At 38.3% G+C, this 18,057-nt stretch carries 15 protein-coding genes; 7 read left to right on the top strand and 8 right to left on the bottom strand.

The features are described 5' to 3' along the window. Positions 1-142: 142 nt before the first annotated feature. Complete coding sequence (locus B5440_RS08895; protein ID WP_070053270.1) at positions 143-451, bottom strand: hypothetical protein; 309 nt, start codon at positions 449-451, stop codon at positions 143-145. Positions 452-591: 140 nt separating this feature from the next. Between B5440_RS08895 and B5440_RS08890 the strand changes: the two genes are divergently transcribed. Further along, positions 592-1,167 carry a DUF2911 domain-containing protein gene (locus tag B5440_RS08890; RefSeq protein WP_070053264.1) on the top strand — a complete coding sequence of 192 codons (576 nt, stop codon included), beginning with the start codon at positions 592-594 and terminating at the stop codon, positions 1,165-1,167. Positions 1,168-1,353: 186 nt separating this feature from the next. On the opposite strand, the gene B5440_RS08885 is transcribed toward B5440_RS08890, so the two are convergent. The 5 genes from B5440_RS08885 to B5440_RS08865 form a co-directional block, all read right to left on the bottom strand. Further along, a complete protein-coding gene (locus B5440_RS08885) occupies positions 1,354-1,986 on the bottom strand; it encodes a 7-carboxy-7-deazaguanine synthase QueE (protein ID WP_057482166.1) in 633 nt (210 codons plus the stop codon). A 57-nt stretch (positions 1,987-2,043) separates the two neighbouring features. Continuing rightward, entirely contained in the window at positions 2,044-3,501 is a 1,458-nt protein-coding gene (locus B5440_RS08880) for a M14 family metallopeptidase (RefSeq protein WP_070053262.1), read from the bottom strand. Beyond that, complete coding sequence (locus B5440_RS08875) at positions 3,498-4,169, bottom strand: peptidoglycan recognition protein family protein (RefSeq protein ID WP_070053304.1); 672 nt, start codon at positions 4,167-4,169, stop codon at positions 3,498-3,500. Before B5440_RS08875 ends, B5440_RS08880 begins: the two co-directional genes overlap by 4 nt. Positions 4,170-4,240: 71 nt before the next feature. Continuing rightward, positions 4,241-5,653, bottom strand: coding sequence for a SusD/RagB family nutrient-binding outer membrane lipoprotein (locus B5440_RS08870; RefSeq protein ID WP_070053260.1), 1,413 nt, complete (start codon positions 5,651-5,653; stop codon positions 4,241-4,243). A 17-nt stretch (positions 5,654-5,670) separates the two neighbouring features. After that, positions 5,671-8,757: a SusC/RagA family TonB-linked outer membrane protein gene (locus B5440_RS08865; protein ID WP_070053258.1), complete on the bottom strand. Its 3,087-nt coding sequence runs from the start codon at positions 8,755-8,757 to the stop codon at positions 5,671-5,673. A 169-nt stretch (positions 8,758-8,926) separates the two neighbouring features. Between B5440_RS08865 and dacB the strand changes: the two genes are divergently transcribed. The 6 genes from dacB to B5440_RS08835 all read left to right on the top strand — a co-directional run bounded on the left by dacB (position 8,927) and on the right by B5440_RS08835 (position 14,436). Continuing rightward, positions 8,927-10,261, top strand: a complete 1,335-nt coding sequence (gene dacB, locus B5440_RS08860; protein ID WP_232755976.1) for a D-alanyl-D-alanine carboxypeptidase/D-alanyl-D-alanine endopeptidase — start codon at positions 8,927-8,929, stop codon at positions 10,259-10,261. 24 nt (positions 10,262-10,285) lie between these two features. Further along, positions 10,286-11,338: a S66 peptidase family protein gene (locus B5440_RS08855; RefSeq protein ID WP_070053254.1), complete on the top strand. Its 1,053-nt coding sequence runs from the start codon at positions 10,286-10,288 to the stop codon at positions 11,336-11,338. Positions 11,339-11,414: 76 nt separating this feature from the next. Beyond that, positions 11,415-12,944: a helicase HerA-like domain-containing protein gene (locus tag B5440_RS08850; protein ID WP_070053252.1), complete on the top strand. Its 1,530-nt coding sequence runs from the start codon at positions 11,415-11,417 to the stop codon at positions 12,942-12,944. Positions 12,945-12,969: 25 nt separating this feature from the next. Further along, complete coding sequence (locus tag B5440_RS08845; RefSeq protein ID WP_070053251.1) at positions 12,970-13,527, top strand: hypothetical protein; 558 nt, start codon at positions 12,970-12,972, stop codon at positions 13,525-13,527. 10 nt (positions 13,528-13,537) lie between these two features. After that, complete coding sequence (locus B5440_RS08840; RefSeq protein WP_070053250.1) at positions 13,538-14,143, top strand: inorganic diphosphatase; 606 nt, start codon at positions 13,538-13,540, stop codon at positions 14,141-14,143. Positions 14,144-14,232: 89 nt separating this feature from the next. Further along, on the top strand, positions 14,233-14,436 hold the full coding sequence (locus tag B5440_RS08835) for a hypothetical protein (RefSeq protein WP_057482176.1): 204 nt from the start codon (positions 14,233-14,235) through the stop codon (positions 14,434-14,436). Between the two features lie 81 nt (positions 14,437-14,517). Here B5440_RS08835 and ftsZ read toward each other — a convergent pair whose 3' ends face one another. Together ftsZ and ftsA are read right to left on the bottom strand one after the other, a co-directional pair. Then, a complete protein-coding gene (gene ftsZ, locus B5440_RS08830; RefSeq protein ID WP_070053248.1) occupies positions 14,518-16,566 on the bottom strand; it encodes a cell division protein FtsZ in 2,049 nt (682 codons plus the stop codon). A gap of 120 nt (positions 16,567-16,686) precedes the next feature. Then, complete coding sequence (gene ftsA, locus B5440_RS08825) at positions 16,687-18,054, bottom strand: cell division protein FtsA (RefSeq protein ID WP_070053247.1); 1,368 nt, start codon at positions 18,052-18,054, stop codon at positions 16,687-16,689. Positions 18,055-18,057: the final 3 nt, after the last annotated feature.

Raw genomic sequence — 18,057 nt, 5'->3', positions numbered from 1 at the left:
AATATAACAAAACGCACATTTTTAATGCACTTACAAGCTCTCTACCAGCTTTAAGTTATTAACAATTTGTGTAAAAAAAAGCCCAAAATACAGCAAAATTAATACTGTATTCTGGGCATAACAAACCACACGATTGTTTAACCTAAACTCCTACTAATTCCTCCAGCTCTTTTTTGGCATTTGTAGCAACGTGAGAAGTATTTGCACGCCCGCTAGGATCAAGATCTGCCTGCCATTTTGGAATCCATCTTTTTACCGTTTTTGCCGCTTTTTCCTGAGGAAAATGGCTATGGAATATTTCTCTATAGAAATACGCTTCCTTGGTTGCCGGGGTGTTATATGGATATTTCTCTGAAGCTGCTGCCATTTGCTCATCACTAACTCTTGCTGAAGCGTGTGCAATAAGCTCATCTATCCAGCTATAACCAACACGTACGCTAATTGTTTTCATAAGTGTTATAAATAAACACTTATCACAAGGCCAACATTTTTCAGCTCTTTAAATATTCAATATTTTAACAGCAACTAAATAAATCTTTAACACCTTAAGAAAATGCAGTAAACTATCTTTAGGCATAAAAATCAAACACAATGAAAAAAATACTTTTAACAGCAGTATGTTTAATAGGATTTCTAGGATTTCAGGATGTACTGGCACAGGAAACAGAACAAAGCAGTGATCCTAATTTCCCTAAATTAGATACCAGCCCTCTTGATATGATTATACACCGAAATCAAAAAGACGAGGTAATCATGAGAGTAATTTATAGCCGTCCTCAAATGCGGGATCGTGAAATTTTCGGAAAACTGGTGCCTTATGGAGAAGTTTGGAGAACCGGAGCTAACGAAGCTACAGAAATCACTTTTTATAACGATATGACCATTGGTGGCGAAACCGTAAAAGCCGGCACCTATACGCTTTACACTATTCCAGATGAAAAGCATTGGACTGTGATTCTAAATAAATCAGTTCACACCTGGGGCGCTTACGAATATACTGACGAAAGGGATTATGTAAGAATTAAAGTTCCGGTAAGAAATTCAAGTCATAATATTGAGAATTTCTCTATGACCATAGAGCAGAAAGAAAATGAAGAAGGCGCTAACCTATTGATGGGTTGGGCAGATAAGTATGTAAAAGTACCTTTCTCTCCTGCGGGACAATAAAGACATCGAACTAAACCAAAAAACGGCTGTTTCTAAAAGGAACAGCCGTTTTTTTATGGAATATTTTAGCAATATATAAAATCGTCATCCTGAATTTATTTCAGGATCTAATAAGATATATCAGTAACAAGTTAGAAGCTGAAACCAGTTCAGCTTGACGGCCTCCACTTCTAAATCAATTTATTTTTATGGAATATTGAGATATTTATGAGTTTGTAGCGAAACCTTCCATTTTGGATTTTTCATTACAAAATCAACTATTAAAGGCATCATTTTATCTCTATTGCTCCACTCTGGTTGCAGATAAAGAATGCAATTCTCGCTAACTTTTTCAGCCTGCTCTTCAGCAAACTTAAAATCGTGCTTATTAAAAATAATCACTTTCAGCTCGTGGGCCAGCGGATAAATCTCTTCAGTAGGTAATTTTATTTTCTTTGGTGATAAGCAAATCCAATCCCACTGTCCGGTTAATTTATATGCTCCCGAGGTTTCAATATGAATATCACAACCTTTGGCCTTTAATGCCCCGGTAAGCCTCGTCATATCCCAGGTAAGCGGTTCCCCACCGGTAATCACAATAGTTTTACTACTTGCTACCGCTTTTTCCACGATCTCACCAATATGTGTTGGCGGATGAATAGAAGGGTCCCAGCTTTCTTTAACATCGCACCAATGGCATCCTACATCGCAGCCTCCAATTCTTATAAAATAAGCGGCGGTTCCTTTATGAAATCCCTCTCCCTGTATGGTATAAAACTCCTCCATTAAAGGAAGCATTATCCCATCATCTACCAATGCCTTAGTTTCTTCTGTAATCATAGCCGGCAAAGATACGGAATCTCTTTTTTTATCCTGTGCTTCAGGCCGAATTCCTCTCTAATCTAAAATAAGAGCATTTCCCACATCAAAGTTTTCTTTTGAAAGATCTATAAAAAACCCATTAATTACAGCATACTCCAAGTTTTCATCTTTTTTTAGAAAGAAATTAGGCTGCAAATTTTCAGAAATTTCAAAATCTTCGGTTACCAGGTTTAGAGGTAAATTGGTAAAACCATCTTCCGGTAACTCCTTTAAAACGACATAAGAATACCCCTCTTTGAGTATTTCTGAAATATTTTCTTGTTGAAATACCTCCAAATTCTCATAGGTTTCCGGGTAAATTTTTCCCTGCACAAATTTATAACCAGAAGCATCAAATTCTTCATACCCGTAATAGGTAGAAAGATCTCCCTGATCTGAAATGTTGGAATTATAAAAATAATCCAGATCCTCATCCTGAACTTCGTATTGGTTAATCCCTAAATCTAAAATATAGTCCTCTCCTAGTAATTCATAAGTAAGAGCGGTAAGTTTTAAATCAAACAGTTTCCTGTCGTTATTGGGAATCTCTTCATATTTAGAAATTTCAGCGTTCTTATAATCTTCATCGGCAATAGAAAATATGGCGGCAAGAATAGAAACAAAATTCAACTTTCTAATTTGCTGTTTTTCCGGGTCGTTTGGGTAACCACCAGATTCAATTAAAATAGTACTTGTCCCCCATTTTTGAATGTTATCTCCAAATGCACGCGGCTCAAAATCGTCGTTATAGCGTCCCACCTGGCCGGGCGCATATTCCTGCAGAATGTTATTCATTTGCACAATTACCTGCATCGCTGCCCCACGCACTTCATTTATAGATTTTTCATAATTATAGGCTGGTGCTAAGTACGACATGGTTGCGGGTTTTGGAGTTCTTTCGGCATTATAATAAGTGCTTTGATCGTGGAGATTAAAACCAAAATCGGCATCCAGGCTGTCACGCACATTTTTTAAAGTTTTACTTTCCGGAGACTGCAATCTCAGGGCATCACGATTAATATCTACTCCCAACAAATTTCTACGCTGAAAACGCTCTGCACCATCAGGATTCAGCATAGGTAAAAAATGAAGTTTTACATTCTTCAACATTTCTTCTTTTTCTTCTGAAAATGCTTCGGCATCAAGGAAATTGAGAATATCGAAAATCGCCATGGTAGCCGTAGACTCATCGCCGTGCATTTGCGACCACAGAAAAATATCTACATCTCCTTTACCTAAAGAAATTAACTGAAGCGGTCTACCTTCTATAGATTCGCCAACTTTGGTGACTTTAAAATGCTCCTTTTGGTCGAAATCATTGATTAAAGGCTGAATTTTAGCCTGGGTAAATCGGCGTTTTTCTATAGATTTTTCTTTAAAATCTTCATAAGAATTATAAAGTTCTCTATAGATTTCTTTCTCCTGCGCTGAGCTACTTGAAAGGGTAAAAAACGCGCATAAAAAAAACAAGAAGCTTATTTTTTTGAAATTCATTTAGTATCTTTTTTAGGAACAGGTTTAAAATTAAGGCTTTTAGTTTTTTCCCGAACTTTTTGCATAAATTCTTTTCCGGGATCGGTCTTTTGAGTTCGATAAGATTCGTCTTTCTCCAACCATAATTCGTGGTCTTCAAACTGCGGATATTCATAATGCCCCAGCAAATATTCTATATTATATTTTTCAGCTAAATATTTCACTAAATCAATATTAGCCTTTAGCTGAGCCTTAGTAAGCGGGGTTTCTTTTGTACCACCAACATTTTCAACTCCAATTGCGGCGTGGTTTAAGCCAATTACATGCCTTGCCATAACAGTTTCAGGCATTAACCTATAAATTGTGCCGTCGCGATCCACCAGAAAATGAGCAGATACATTTAAAGCACCGGCTTGTTGAATATCTTCCCTGGCGCCAGGTAATTTAACGGGATTAAATGCACGAAATGAACTTTCTAAATCTGGAATTGCCGTCCAGTGCAGCACGATCATTTTTGGAGTAATTTCAGGAGAAGATTTCTCTAAACCGTAACGTTCTTCCAGATAGTCCAGGCTAAGCTGCGTTCGTTCTTCGTTAAAAATTATAGGACGATCTATTATTCTCTCGGAAACATCAGCACTTTTACAACTAAATAAAAAGAGCGTGAGAATGATAATTATATATTTCATTGAAAACATTTTTAAAACCAAAATCTCCCGGACAAGCCGGGAGATTTGTTCATTATTAATATTTGATAATCTTATTCATCCCAAAAAATCTTATCGGTAAGACTTACATCGGGAACATTACTTCCATTTCTACTAACTTCAGAATCCGGATACGCTAACCTACTAATAAACTCGCCATTAAGATCTGGGTTTACATTTGCAGGGAGATCAAAATCTTCATAGGAATAATCGTATCTACGAGCATCAACCCAGGTTTCAGGATGCAAGAACATTGCGATCCATTTCTCCTTAAAGATATCTTCCATGCTAAAATCTGCTTCGCCCATGCTCACTTCAGGATTACTCATATAAGCCTCTATCTCCGCAGGTTCTACTCCTATTTTAGTCATATGAGCTCTAATTCCGGCTAAATAAGCTTCGTAAGATCTACTTTTATCAATTCCAAAAGCGGCCTCGGCTTCAATGAATTTCTGCTCGAAATAAGTTGCTATTAAAATTGGCGATAGCTCACTCGAGTAATAGTCACCTGGTTCAAGCACAGAACGAGCCCCCTGTTCCGGGGCATCTCCTCTACCGACTCCATTCTCTACTCCAATATATTCACCATCGTCTGTAGCTCCAACCATATAAGGCAATCTCGGATCCTGAACCCCGTATAGAGTTCCATCCAAACTTTCTATAAATTGCTCTGAGATCCATCCTCCAAGAAGTAAATCAGCATTATTTATAGCCACGTTTGCCCAGGGATTAAACTGTTCTGGAAAATATTCTACCTGAGCATCATCTGAATTAGACTCCATTCCATTATCTAAAGCAGCAAGCACCGCGGCAGGGTCATAAGAACCTGTTTCGCTGTAGTGGTTAAGATATCTGGCTTTAAGCATGTTTCCGAGTTTCATCCATTTGCTAATATCTCCATTATAAATAAAATCGTCTTCCCCCAATGAAACTTCGGTAGGGTTAGATAGATTTACAAGGCCCTGGTCTAACAAGTTCAAAATTTCCTGGTACAATTCACTATCATTGTCATAAGACGGCGTGATAGTTTGAAAATCCAAACCTTCACTATAAGGAATACTTCCCCAGGCATCTACCGTCATTCCCAGGTTTAAGGCCATTAATATCTGCCCTGCTCCCTGGTAATGATTTGCTCCATTTTCCCCGGACTGATTTATAAGATCACTTAAATCTGTCATTACGTTATACATATTGGACCAGGTACCGCTGTAATTAACCGGATCCATAACATCTGAAGAACTGGCCGGATTAGGCGAAGCAAGATGTTGCACATAATTAGTAGAAATATCTCCCATTCTAAATGTATTCTGGGCTGTCTCAAAAGTGGAATTCACCATTAAGGCCGAAATTGGCGCCTCTGTAGGATTATTCGGGTTGTCATTAATATCCAGGTAATCGTCACAAGACGAAAACATGAACATACTGGCAATGACAAGGTATGTGTATTTATTTTTTAGAAAATTCATATTCTTTATCTTTTTAATTATAGTCCTAGATTAAGCGTGAAAAATAAACTTTGCACTCCCGGGTAACCTAACCCAGTAAAACCAACAGCATTACCACCAGCCCCTGCGCTAAAAGACTCGGGATCAAAACCATCCCATGGGGTGTAAAGGATAATGTTATTCGCCGCCACAGAAACACGCGCTGAAGTAAAAGGCAACATACTTAATACGTTTTCCTGTAAGCTATATCCAAGAGAAATATTCCTCAACTTTATAAATGAAGCATCGTGAACAAAATTCTCACTCACGGTTCTATAGGTATTTCTATAAAAACCTGCACCATAATTTCTACCATCTGGCCCTTCGCCCTGGCCTAACCACACTTCCTGATTATTTGGAGAACCATCTGCTAAGACGCCATTAAAAACGCGGGTGTCATTTCTTGCCAGGGTATATTCTGCAATACCAAAGGCAGAAAAGAAGTTATCATATTGGCTGTACTGCTCTAATCCAGTTCTGAAATCTATTAAAAAGGAGAAATCAAAACCTTTATAAGTGAAGTCGTTCTTAAGACCTCCAATCCATTTTGGAGTGGTGTTTCCTAGAACAAGTTGCGATCCATTTCTTAAAGGAAAACCATTTTCACCAATTACTACTGGCAAGTCTTCGTTTAAAAAGATACTATTTTCATCTGCACCAAATCTTTGATAACTGCTTCCAAAAATATTACCATAGGCTTCTCCTTCAATAAGCTTCATGGTCACCGTACTTCCGGCATATCCAAATTGGCTTCCAACAACAATTTCTTCTATACCTTCTCTTATATTTACTACTTCATTTTGATTGTAAGCAGCGTTTAGCGAAACATCCCATCTAAAATCTTCAGTTTTAACCGGAGTACCACGAACAATAAATTCTACCCCTTTATTTTCAATCTCTCCAGCATTGGTTACAAATGTTGAAAAACCAACACTTTCTGAAACCGGAACAGGAATTATCTGGTCTTTACTATTAGATTTATACCAGGTAAAATCTATTCCTAAACGATTTTCAAAGAATCTAAGATCTGTACCAAACTCAATAGAAGTGGTTTCTTCAGGTTTTAGCAATGGATCTCCAAAACGGCTAAAACGAGTAAATCCAACCTGGCCGTTTAGTGGATAATTTGAAGGTGAAGTGTAGGTTTGCCCTATTAAGTATGGATCTGTATCCTTACCAACCTGTGCCCACGAAGCTCTCAATTTACCAAACGTTAAAAATTCTGGCGTTTCAACAACTTCACTAAAAACCCAACCCACATTTACTGAAGGATAGAAAAATGAATTATTACCTATTGGAAGTGTAGAAGTCCAGTCGTTTCTGGCAGTTATATTTACGAATAACATATCGTCATAACTTAACATCAAATCTCCATAAACCCCAACAAGTCTTTTCTTGCGTTTATCCTGTGAATTTGATATTTGGCTCGTATAGCTTAGATCGTAAAATTGTGGAATTACAAAGTTAGAGCCAGAGGCATCAAATCTTTTATAATCTCTTTCAAAAACATCGTTACCTATTCTTAAAGTACTCCCGAATTTTTCTGTCCAATCTTTGGTGAGTGTAATAAAGAAGTTAGAGTTGATATCACGACTTTCAATACTTGTTTCTGAAATAGAACCGGTACTGCTTAGCGGCACTTCACCATCTATTCCTAAAGGACCAGGAGTGATCTCTGTTCTATTTTCACTGTAGTAGTCGGTACCAATCAGGTAATTAATATCCAACCACTCAAAAGGGCTGTAGGTAAATTTAAAATTCCCAATAGTTCTATTAACCTCATCCTCAAAAGTGCTAAAACGAGCATCATATAATGGGTTTGTATTCCCATAGGTTTTCATGGTGCCATCTGGATTTATATAATCGGTAACATCATGGTTTGGTGCCCAGTACATCATACGCTCCATAAACCTATCGTGCGGAACACGATTACCACCCGAAATAGTGTAGTTCAAATTTCCTGAAAACGTAAATTTTTCGCTGAATTTTATCTGACCATTTAATCTGGCCGAGGTTCTGTTCCAGTCACTAAAAGGCATAATCCCTTCGTGACCTAAATTACCTAGCGAACCATAAAAAGTAGCTTTTTCATTTCCTCCAGAAATACTTAAAGAGTTATCTATTTGCACTCCAGTATCAAAAGCATCTCTCCAAATATCATAAAATTTAGCATCGGGATCTATAGCATTGATCTCTTCCATAGAAGGACCCCAGTTAGGCCAAAAAGAGCTTGGATCGTATTCTCCAGAAAATCCCTGTCCATATACTTCCTGGAAATCGGGATACTGATTAATCTCCTCAAAACCTATTGAACTATTAAGGTTAATTCTAACCTGTCCCTCCTTACCTTTCTTTGTAGTAATAATAACCGCTCCGTTGGCAGCTCTAACTCCATATAAAGCGGTAGCCGCAGCTCCTTTTAAGACGTTTAAAGATTCAATATCATTAGGATTAATATCTGCTGCCCTGTTTGTTAATCCACGAGGCGTACCTGCAGATTCGGTAGTGGAGTTATCAATTGGTACACCGTCTACAACAAATAAAGGTTGGTTATCGGCATTAGGGTCTAAAGAGTTAACACCCCTAATTATAATCCTGGCACTTTGCCCGGGAGCTCCACCAGAATTGGTGATTTGCACACCGGCGGCTTGTCCCTGCAATGCACTTACCACGTTCTGTTGTTTAGTTTTAGTAATTTCTTCTGCATTAATTTCCTGCACGGCATATCCCAACGCTCTTTTTTCCTGTTCAATACCAAAGGAGGTAACCACTACCTCGTCGAGTCCCTCAAGGTTCTCAACCAGGCTAACATTAATTACGCTTCTTCCATTTACAGGTTGCTCTTGCTTTTCAAAGCCTAAGGAAGAAAATACCAAAACAGCATCTTCTCCAACTTCAATAGCGTAATTACCTTCCATGTCAGTAACCGTACCTTCGTTTGTTCCTTTAACCAGCACATTAACGCCTGGCAAAGGCATTCCATCATTGGCCACAGTAACCGTACCGGTTACTTCTTGTTCCTGAGCAAACATTCCGGTAAGTTGGAAAAACGCCAGCAAGGCCATAATTGTAATTTTGTTTTTCATTCCTTTCTGTGTTAAAGTTTTCTAAATTATAAATTAAATATACCTAAAACCCACATATTTAAGCTAATTAGTAACATTAAAATTTAAACTTTTATTAAGTTCTTGATTATTAATTTAACTTCGTATTAATTTTTTAAAAATATCCCAACCTATTTAAAAGTTTATAATTGTGAAAAATTGCGCCCATATTAGATTTTCTCTAAAAGCTATTATCCTTTTTTCAACTATCATAATTTTTGCATCCTGCTCAAGCACTAGAAAAATAAGCAGGCCTTTAGACAAAATTTTTAAGGAATCCCCTGTTTTCGAACAGGGCTTCGCAGGTTTTATGGTAATTGACCCTGAAGAAAACAAAACCCTTTACAGCCATAACGAAGAAAAATATTTTACCCCGGCTTCAAATACCAAGCTCTTCTCCTTTTATGCAGGGCTAAAGATATTAGGCGATTCTATTCCTGCGCTTCAATACCGAATTCAAAATGATACGCTTTATTTTAAGGCTACCGGAGATCCTTCGTTTTTAAATGAAGATCTACCAGAATCAAAGGTTTTTGAATTTTTAAAGAAAAATAAAAATCACCTAACTTACGTTGCCCCAACCTATACCGAAAAGCATCAGGGCCCCGGTTGGGCCTGGGACGATTACAATGCTTACTATTCGGCTGAACGTACCGCCTTTCCTATTTATGGCAATATTGTAGGATTTGAGTTTCAAAAAAATAAGGAGTTTCCCGTGGTTTTACCCGCAATTTTCAGGGATTCCCTGGTAAGCTCAAAAGACAGCCTAATTTCCTCTCGGCTTAGGCGCGATATAGTTGAAAACCGTTTTACGTTCAACAATCAAGAGAAAGATTCAGAGTTTTCTCAAGTTGTTCCTTTTAAATATTCTTCAGAAATTTTCGTAAATCTCTTAAGCGATACACTTCAAAAACCGATAAGTCTCGTTCAGAATTCAGCATTAAATAAAAAGCTAAATAATACACTATATAGTATCCCAAGCGACAGTATACACAAAAGAATGCTGAAGGTGAGCGATAATTTTATAGCTGAACAAATTTTATTAATGGCGGCAAATAAAGTTTCAGACACCCTAAAATCTGATATTGCAATAGACTATATGAAAGAAAACCATCTAAAAGACCTGCCAGATGAACCTATTTGGTATGATGGTTCTGGCCTTTCTCGCTATAATCTTTTTACACCCCGAAGTATGGTTCAATTACTTCAAAAAATTAAAGCTGAAGTCTCTCAGGAAGAATTATTAGACATGCTGCCTGCAGGTGGACATTCTGGAACGATAAAAAATTACTATAAAGCCGATAAGCCTTATGTTTTCGCCAAAACCGGTACATTAAAAAACAATCATAGCCTTAGTGGATATCTAAAAACCAAAAAAGGCAAATTAGTGATTTTTAGTTTTATGAATAGCAACTACACGGTTCCGACTTCAGTTTTAAAGGCTGAAATGGAAAAAGTTCTGCTGCAGATTCGTGATAATTACTAAATTTAAATTTCTAAAAACATCCCCATGCAACGTAGAAAATTCATTCAAAATATAGGAATTGGAAGTTTAGCTTTTCCGCTAGCTAGTTTTACCGAAATTGATAAAATCGTATCTACTAATAATTCGGTGATAATTCCGCAGGGATTAAAAGAAGGCGATACGGTTGGCGTTGTAAGTCCGTCTAGCGCTATTTTTGAAACCGAACCTTACGAAATTGCGAAAGAAAACCTGGAAGCGATGGGTTTGAAGGTAAAATTCGGAGATTTTGTAAAAGGGCGTTACGGGCATCTGGCAGGAACCGATGAAGAACGTGCAGGGGAATTAAACGAGATGTTTCGCGACGAAAATATTCAGGCTGTAATGGCACTTCGGGGAGGATCTGGCGCAGCGAGAATTCTGGATAAATTAGATTACGAGACAATTAAAAACAACCCGAAGATCTTTATAGGTTATAGCGATATTACCGCGCTGCATTTGGCAATCTACGAAAAAACCGGACTTGTATCTTTTCACGGTCCGTTAGCGGTTTCTACCTGGAATTCTTTCAGTTTTGATTATTTTAAACGTTTGCTATTCGATAAGGAAAAAATCACCTTCACCAATCCTACCGATAAAGGCGATAACCTGGTGCAAATAGAAAACAGAATCAGGACTATTAGAGAAGGTGAAGCTAGCGGTAGACTAATTGGCGGAAATCTTTCGGTGCTTACAGGAATTATGGGATCGGAATACTTCCCCACAGATTGGGAAGGCAACATTCTTTACTTAGAGGATGTTGGCGAACAAATTTATGCGGTAGACAGGATGATGAGCCAGTTGCAATTAGGTGGTGTACTGGATAAGATTAGCGGATTTGTTTTCGGAAAATGCACCAGCTGCAATCCAGGCGGCTCCGGTTACGGTTCGCTTACTATGGAAGAGGTTATAGATCATTATATAAAACCTCTAAATATTCCGGCATTTTCGGGAGCGATGATCGGCCATATAGATGATAACGTCACAATTCCTAACGGACTGAAAGCGAAGATAAACGCAATAAAAGGAAGCATAGAACTTCTGGAAAACCCCGTTAAATAATTATTTCCTAAAAAGTAAATTGGCTTAAAACCGCCAATTATTCGCAACAATTCTTATTTTTAAGGAAATTTGAAGCGTGGATAAAACACAAGAATTTGTAGAACATATCAGCCAGGCCTATAATCCCAAAGGTGATTATATTCATTTGGGTGCCGCAATGCTAAATGGGGAAACTTTCGCCGATGCTGCGGTTAAAATTCCGTTGAAAACAATGAACCGCCACGGGCTTATAGCCGGGGCTACCGGAACGGGAAAATCTAAAACGCTGCAAATTTTAGCTGAAAATCTTTCTCAAAAAGGAGTTCCGGTTTTGCTGATGGACGTAAAAGGAGATCTTAGCGGAATCGCAAAACCGTCTAACGGAGAAGAGTTTTTACACGAACGCCATAAAAAACTTGGATTTCCATTTGAAGCTTCAAAATCACCGGTTGAATTTCTTACAATTTCAGAACAGAATGGTGTTCGATTAAGAGCAACGGTTAGTGAATTTGGGCCCATTCTTTTATCACGAATTTTAGATGTTACGCCAACCCAGGAAGGCATCCTAGCCATAATTTTTAAATACTGTGACGATCATCATTTGCCTCTTTTAGACCTTAAAGATCTTAAAAAGATGCTGCAATATGTCACTAATGAAGGCCGAGAAACTATAGAAAACGAATATGGGAGAATTTCCAGCGCCTCCACAGGTGCTATTCTTAGAAAGATTGTAGCGCTAGAACAGCAAGGTGCAGAACGCTTTTTTGGCGAACGCTCTTTTGAAGTAACAGATCTTACCAGGAAAGACGAAAAAGGACAAGGTTATGTCAACATTATGCGGCTTACCGATATCCAGGATAAGCCAAAGTTATTTTCAACATTTATGCTTAGCCTTTTGGCTGAAATTTACACCACTTTCCCTGAAGAAGGTGATAGCGACAAACCTAAATTAGTGCTATTTATAGATGAAGCTCACCTTATTTTTAAGGAAGCTTCAGATGCTTTATTAGATCAAATTGAAAGTATTGTCAAACTAATCCGGTCTAAAGGTGTGGGACTTTATTTTGTAACCCAAAACCCAACCGATGTTCCTTCGGAAGTATTGGGACAGCTAGGATTAAAAATTCAGCACGCCTTAAGGGCATTTACGGCAAAAGATCGAAAAGCAATAAAATTATCAGCAGAAAATTATCCAATTTCTAAATATTATGATACCAAAAACGAGCTCACCTCGTTAGGTATTGGAGAAGCTTTGGTTTCTGCATTAGATGAAAAAGGAAGACCTTCGGCACTTGCCGCCACGATGTTAAGAGCACCAATGAGCAGAATGGATATTCTAACCGATAGCGAGCTTGAGGAACTGATTTTTCAGTCTAAATTAAGGTCAAAATATAACGAAGAAATTGATCGCGAAAGCGCTTATGAACTTCTGAATAAGAAAATTGAGGAAGCCGAAGCAAAAGAGGCCAAAGAAAAGGCCGAAGCTGAAGCTTTAGAAAGAAAAAAGGCTGTCACTACTACCGGCAGGAGCAACTCGGGTAAAACTCAGGGCGCTATCATTAAAGTGCTTACCAGCGCAACTTTTATTAGGGGCGTCATGGGAGTGCTCAATAAATTATTAAAATAATTATCATCAATATTCAATCTAAGAAATGAAAAAATCTTTGCTACTTATTCTAGGCTTAACTTTAGGCCTAACCTCTTGTCAAAAGGATGAAGACAATCCTTTTTTAATTACCGCTAACCAGGTTGGCCCTGTAAACCGGGACATCAGGATCAATCAATTAGATTCCTTATTTGCAAAAGATTCCCTGGTAAAACAAAAAAGTGGCGCTCAGGAATTTCGCGCTACCGATGAAATTAAGGTTTTTGAAAAAGGAGGAAAACCACTGATGATATTAGAACCTCTCCAGGAATTCGATTCCACCAGCACCATTGGCTATATACGCGTTATAGACCCTCGTTACGAAACCAAAAGCGGTTTGAGTACCCAAAGTACTTTTAAAGATATTATGGAAGATTATAATATTTCAAGAATAGAAAACACCCTGAACGCCGCGGTTGTTTTTCTAGACGAAATAAACGCATATATCACCATAGATAAAAAAGAACTTCCTGCAGATCTTAGGTACGATACCGATTCTAAGATTAGGGCTTCACAAATTCCTGATGATGCTAAAATCAAATATTTTATGATCTATTGGGATTAATTTTTTTAAGATGAAAAGCTTGCTATTCAGTTTAGGTTTAGGGTTTTTACTAGTTTTTTCTGGCTGTAAACCTTCAAAAGATTTAAGCAAGTTACCTGGCAAAACTGAGAGCGGAAATTACCTAGCGGTGATTGAAATCCCTGCAGGAACCAATAAAAAGATAGAATATCACAAAGAGAAAAAGGAGTTTTTAATAGACCAAAGAGACCGAAAAGATAGAATTATCAATTTTCTTCCTTATCCCGGAAATTATGGTTTTATTCCCTCTACTTTTTCTAATCCTAAACTTGGTGGTGATGGTGATGCCGCCGATGTTCTCGTTCTGGGCGAAAGTCTAAAAACCGGTAGTGTTATAGAAATTATTCCTATTGCCGTTTTAAAATTAATAGATGAAAAGGAACTGGATTATAAGATCATCGCGATTCCGGCGGAATTAAAAGACCGAATTATTATTTCTGAAAATTACCAAAACTTTACTTCAGATTATCCTGAAGTAATTAAGATCCTGGAGAGCTGGTTCACTTATTATGACAAATCTCAAGTGTTAGAAGTTGAAGGTTGGGGTAATGAAACTGAAGCGATAATGGAAATAGAAAAATGGAGTTCCCAGCCTTAGAAACGTCTACTTTCTTTAAGAAATGTTAATCACAAGATAATTTTCAAACATTTGGCTACCTTTATTTTCCTAACCAAAACACTTTAGTTATGATTAAAATCTTAGGAATTATCTTAACCGTTGGCGGTGCAATTGCACTGGTAATGGGAATTCTTGGAATTTTTGGAAGTATTGCCCTTATGTTAAGCCCCTGGGCATTGGCTATTATTGGTTTTATTTTCTTTATTTCGGGTATTTCCCTTATTAAAAGAAGAAAAGACACCGAAGATATTCAAGCAGAGAAAAAAGCTTAAAACCAGATTTTTATAAAAGAAAAAAGGTGCCCATTGCGAGGCACCTTTTTTATGAACAGTAATATATAATAAAGATTGGTGTTAGTCTACATTATCGTGTAAAAAGGAGTTATTTCTTCTAAAGTGAAGATCATCATTATCGTCCTGCCCCAGGGTAGTTCTAGATAACTTCCCTTCTCCTCTATCGTTTTTATCCAAATCTACTCCCTGTCTTTTATAGGCAGGTTGCTTTTCAATTTCATCAATCTGGGCTGCATTACTTCTAAACTTGTAATTAAACTCCTTCATTTTAGCCCTACGCTCTGCTGCACGTTCTATTAGCACTTCAGAAATTGGATTGTTAAACGGATCTTCCTCACCGTGCTCTTCCTGCTTTTTTTCAGGATTTTGAGGTTCTGGTTTTACCGTTTTCTTTTCAAAAGCAATTGTTTCATCCTTTGGCTCCTCTTTCTTTTTGGCCTGGGGTTTAGAGCGATCTAAAGATTGCTCAAACTCCATATAATCGTCCAGGCTGTAACGCTTAACTCCACGTGTGGAACTCTCGGTTACCGGAACAATTTCCACAGGTTCATTGACCTCTATATTCTTAGACTCATCTTCTTCAAGCTGATGTCTAATTTCCTGCTTTCTTTCCTGTTGCGGCTGTTGTGGCCTGGTTTGTTGTTGTTGCTGTTGTTGCTGCTGTTTAGGCTGCTCTCGTTGAGGTTCTTCTTTTTTCTCCTGGTTTATAGGAAAATCGAAAGTGAACATAAACTGATCTTCATTATCATTCTGAACCTCTTCCGGCTCATTAACATCCATCTGCTTTACTTCTTCTGAAGTATCATTAATAATAAAATCGTCGGGATTTATTTCCTCATAAGAAACTTCCATATTCCTCGCCGAAGGTGGCGTTTGCAATAATTCATCTTCTTTATTCTGAATATTTCCCAATTCATCTACCTCCTCTACACTATCATCTAAAGTATGTACAATTGGTTTTTCTGCCTCCTGCGCTTTTGGTTCTTCTTGCTTAGGCTCTTCCACCCTTTGGTTGAATTCAGGGTAAGAACGAGTTTTCTTCGGATTTAAATTCTGTTCCGCTTTCTGATCGTCCTCCAGCGTGTGGATTATTTTTTTGGTTTCGGTATTTACAATTTCGTTTTGCTGTTCTACGTTAAATCCCGTAGCAATAATGGTAACAGAGATCGCTTCATCTAAAGCTTCATCTTCCCCAACACCCATAATAATATTGGCGCTGTGACCAGCTTCAGCCTGAATATGATCGTTGATTTCCCCTATTTCATCAATAGTAATTTCCTCAGAACCCGAAACGATTAGCAGTAATACGTTTTGAGCACCGGTAATCTTATTATCGTTCAATAAAGGAGAGTCCAGAGCTTTACTAATAGCATCCTGCGCCCTGGTAGCACCAGTAGCCTGGGCAGAACCCATTATTGCAGTCCCACTATTGCTCAATACTGTTTTAGCATCCCTAAGGTCAATGTTTTGCGTATAGTGATGAGTTATTACTTCAGCAATACCTCTAGAGGCAGTTGCCAAAACCTCATCGGCTTTAGAAAAACCGGCCTTAAAGCCAAGATTACCGTAAACCTCACGCAATTTATTATTGTTGATTACAATTAATGAATCAACATGACTTCTTAGGTTTTCTACCCCAAGTTGAGCTTGCTCGTTTCTCATTTTCCCCTCAAACTGAAAAGGAATGGTCACGATCCCAACCGTAAGGATATCCATATCTTTAGCTTGTTTCGCAATAACCGGTGCGGCACCTGTACCGGTACCACCGCCCATACCTGCGGTAATAAATACCATTTTGGTATTTACATCAAGCATTTGTTTAATTTCGTCAAAACTTTCTACTGCTGCCTGTTCCCCAATATGTGGGTTAGCTCCGGCCCCTAAACCTTCTGTTAAGCTAACACCTAATTGTATTTTATTGGGAACTGAGCTGTTATCAAGGGCTTGCGCATCGGTATTGCAAACCACAAAATCTACACCTTTTATCCCTAACTGGAACATGTGGTTTATGGCATTGCTGCCTCCACCACCAACACCAATAACCTTAATGACGTTCGATTGATTCTTTGGCAAATCGAATGCAATGTTGTCGAATTCTGTACTGCTCATAAATTCTGTTTTACTGGTTCTATCTTTTACTCACTAAGTGAGCTTTATTATGCTTCGACGCCTCCGTCGAAATGTTTTTATTTTTTAATTTTATACCTCGTGGGTTTGCCTAGAGGTATTTTACTCTGCGTTATCTAAAAAATCTTTAAACTTCTCTGCCCATTTATCAAAAATGCTCTTTTTGGGCGGTCCTTTTGATGCTTCGGGATCTTGCTTCAAATCTTCACCTTCCGGTGGATTTTGGTCAAAATCTTCCTGCAACTGCGCTTCTTCTTTTTCTCTTTCTTCCTTGCTCTTCAGCACTACTTCTTCCTGAAACTTCTTTTCACCGTGTTCCAGGCTATTCATTACCAAACCTACCGCAGTAGCATAAACCGGACTGGTAGTTTCGGTATCATTATTTCCTGCCAGGTGCTCGTTTGGATAACCTATTCTGGTATCCATACCGGTAATGTATTCTGCAAGTTGTTTTAAATGCTTCAACTGTGCGCCACCTCCGGTTAAAACCATTCCGGCAATCAATTTTTTCTTTTGTTCTTCGTGCCCGTAATTTTTAATTTCCAGGTAAACCTGCTCAATAATCTCCACTACACGGGCGTGAATTATTTTTGAAAGATTCTTTAAGGTAATTTCCTTAGGCTCTCTTCCACGTAAACCAGGAATAGAAACAATTTCATTGTCTTTATTTTCTCCCGGCCAGGCAGAACCGAATTTAATTTTTAGCAATTCAGCCTGTTTTTCTATAATTGAACATCCTTCTTTGATGTCTTCGGTAATCACATTTCCTCCGAAAGGAATTACCGCGGTATGTCTAATAATTCCGTCTTTAAAAATCGCTAAATCGGTAGTTCCGCCACCAATATCTATAAGCGCAACCCCGGCTTCTTTTTCTTCCTGACTCAATACTGCATTAGCCGAAGCCAATGGTTCTAAAGTCACTGCCGAAAGTTCTAAACCGGCGCTTTTTACACATCTTCCAATATTCCTAATGGAAGAAACCTGGCCAACCACCACATGGAAATTTGCTTCCAATCTTCCGCCGTACATTCCAATAGGCTCCTTGATCTCTGCCTGCCCGTCTACCTTGAATTCCTGGGGTAAAACGTGAATAATTTCTTCACCCGGTAGCATTACCAGCTTATGAACCTGGTTGCAAAGGCTATGAATATCATCGGCATCAATTACCTCTTCAGGATTTGTCCTGGTTATGTAATCGCTGTGTTGCAGGCTTCTTATGTGCTGGCCCGCAATACCAACTACAATATCACTTATCTTTAAACCGGAATCTGCTTCCGCTTCCTGAATAGCCTGTTGAATTGACTGGATGGTTTGAGTGATATTATTCACTACTCCACGGTGCACGCCAAGGCTTTTGGATTTCCCAATACCTACGATCTCCACTTTTCCATACTCGTTCTTACGCCCAATCATGGCCACAATCTTTGTGGTCCCTATATCTAATCCTACGGCTATGTCGCTGTGTTCCATAAT

It is taken from the genome of Salegentibacter salarius (assembly GCF_900168265.1).
Classification (GTDB): Bacteria; Bacteroidota; Bacteroidia; order Flavobacteriales; family Flavobacteriaceae; genus Salegentibacter; species Salegentibacter salarius.
Note: the sequence above shows the minus strand (reverse complement) of the source record. Positions and strands in the feature narration are given on the sequence as shown.

Excerpts from the sequence above, each read along its gene's own strand:
- B5440_RS08895 (WP_070053270.1), bottom strand. The coding sequence starts at position 451 with ATGAAAACAATTAGCGTACGTGTTGGTTATAGCTGGATAGATGAGCTT.
- B5440_RS08890 (WP_070053264.1), top strand. The coding sequence starts at position 592 with ATGAAAAAAATACTTTTAACAGCAGTATGTTTAATAGGATTTCTAGGA.
- B5440_RS08885 (WP_057482166.1), bottom strand. The coding sequence starts at position 1,986 with ATGATTACAGAAGAAACTAAGGCATTGGTAGATGATGGGATAATGCTT.
- B5440_RS08880 (WP_070053262.1), bottom strand. The coding sequence starts at position 3,501 with ATGAATTTCAAAAAAATAAGCTTCTTGTTTTTTTTATGCGCGTTTTTT.
- B5440_RS08875 (WP_070053304.1), bottom strand. The coding sequence starts at position 4,169 with ATGAAATATATAATTATCATTCTCACGCTCTTTTTATTTAGTTGTAAA.
- B5440_RS08870 (WP_070053260.1), bottom strand. The coding sequence starts at position 5,653 with ATGAATTTTCTAAAAAATAAATACACATACCTTGTCATTGCCAGTATG.
- B5440_RS08865 (WP_070053258.1), bottom strand. The coding sequence starts at position 8,757 with ATGAAAAACAAAATTACAATTATGGCCTTGCTGGCGTTTTTCCAACTT.
- B5440_RS08855 (WP_070053254.1), top strand. The coding sequence starts at position 10,286 with ATGCAACGTAGAAAATTCATTCAAAATATAGGAATTGGAAGTTTAGCT.
- B5440_RS08845 (WP_070053251.1), top strand. The coding sequence starts at position 12,970 with ATGAAAAAATCTTTGCTACTTATTCTAGGCTTAACTTTAGGCCTAACC.
- B5440_RS08840 (WP_070053250.1), top strand. The coding sequence starts at position 13,538 with ATGAAAAGCTTGCTATTCAGTTTAGGTTTAGGGTTTTTACTAGTTTTT.
- B5440_RS08835 (WP_057482176.1), top strand. The coding sequence starts at position 14,233 with ATGATTAAAATCTTAGGAATTATCTTAACCGTTGGCGGTGCAATTGCA.
- ftsZ (WP_070053248.1), bottom strand. The coding sequence starts at position 16,566 with ATGAGCAGTACAGAATTCGACAACATTGCATTCGATTTGCCAAAGAAT.
- ftsA (WP_070053247.1), bottom strand. The coding sequence starts at position 18,054 with ATGGAACACAGCGACATAGCCGTAGGATTAGATATAGGGACCACAAAG.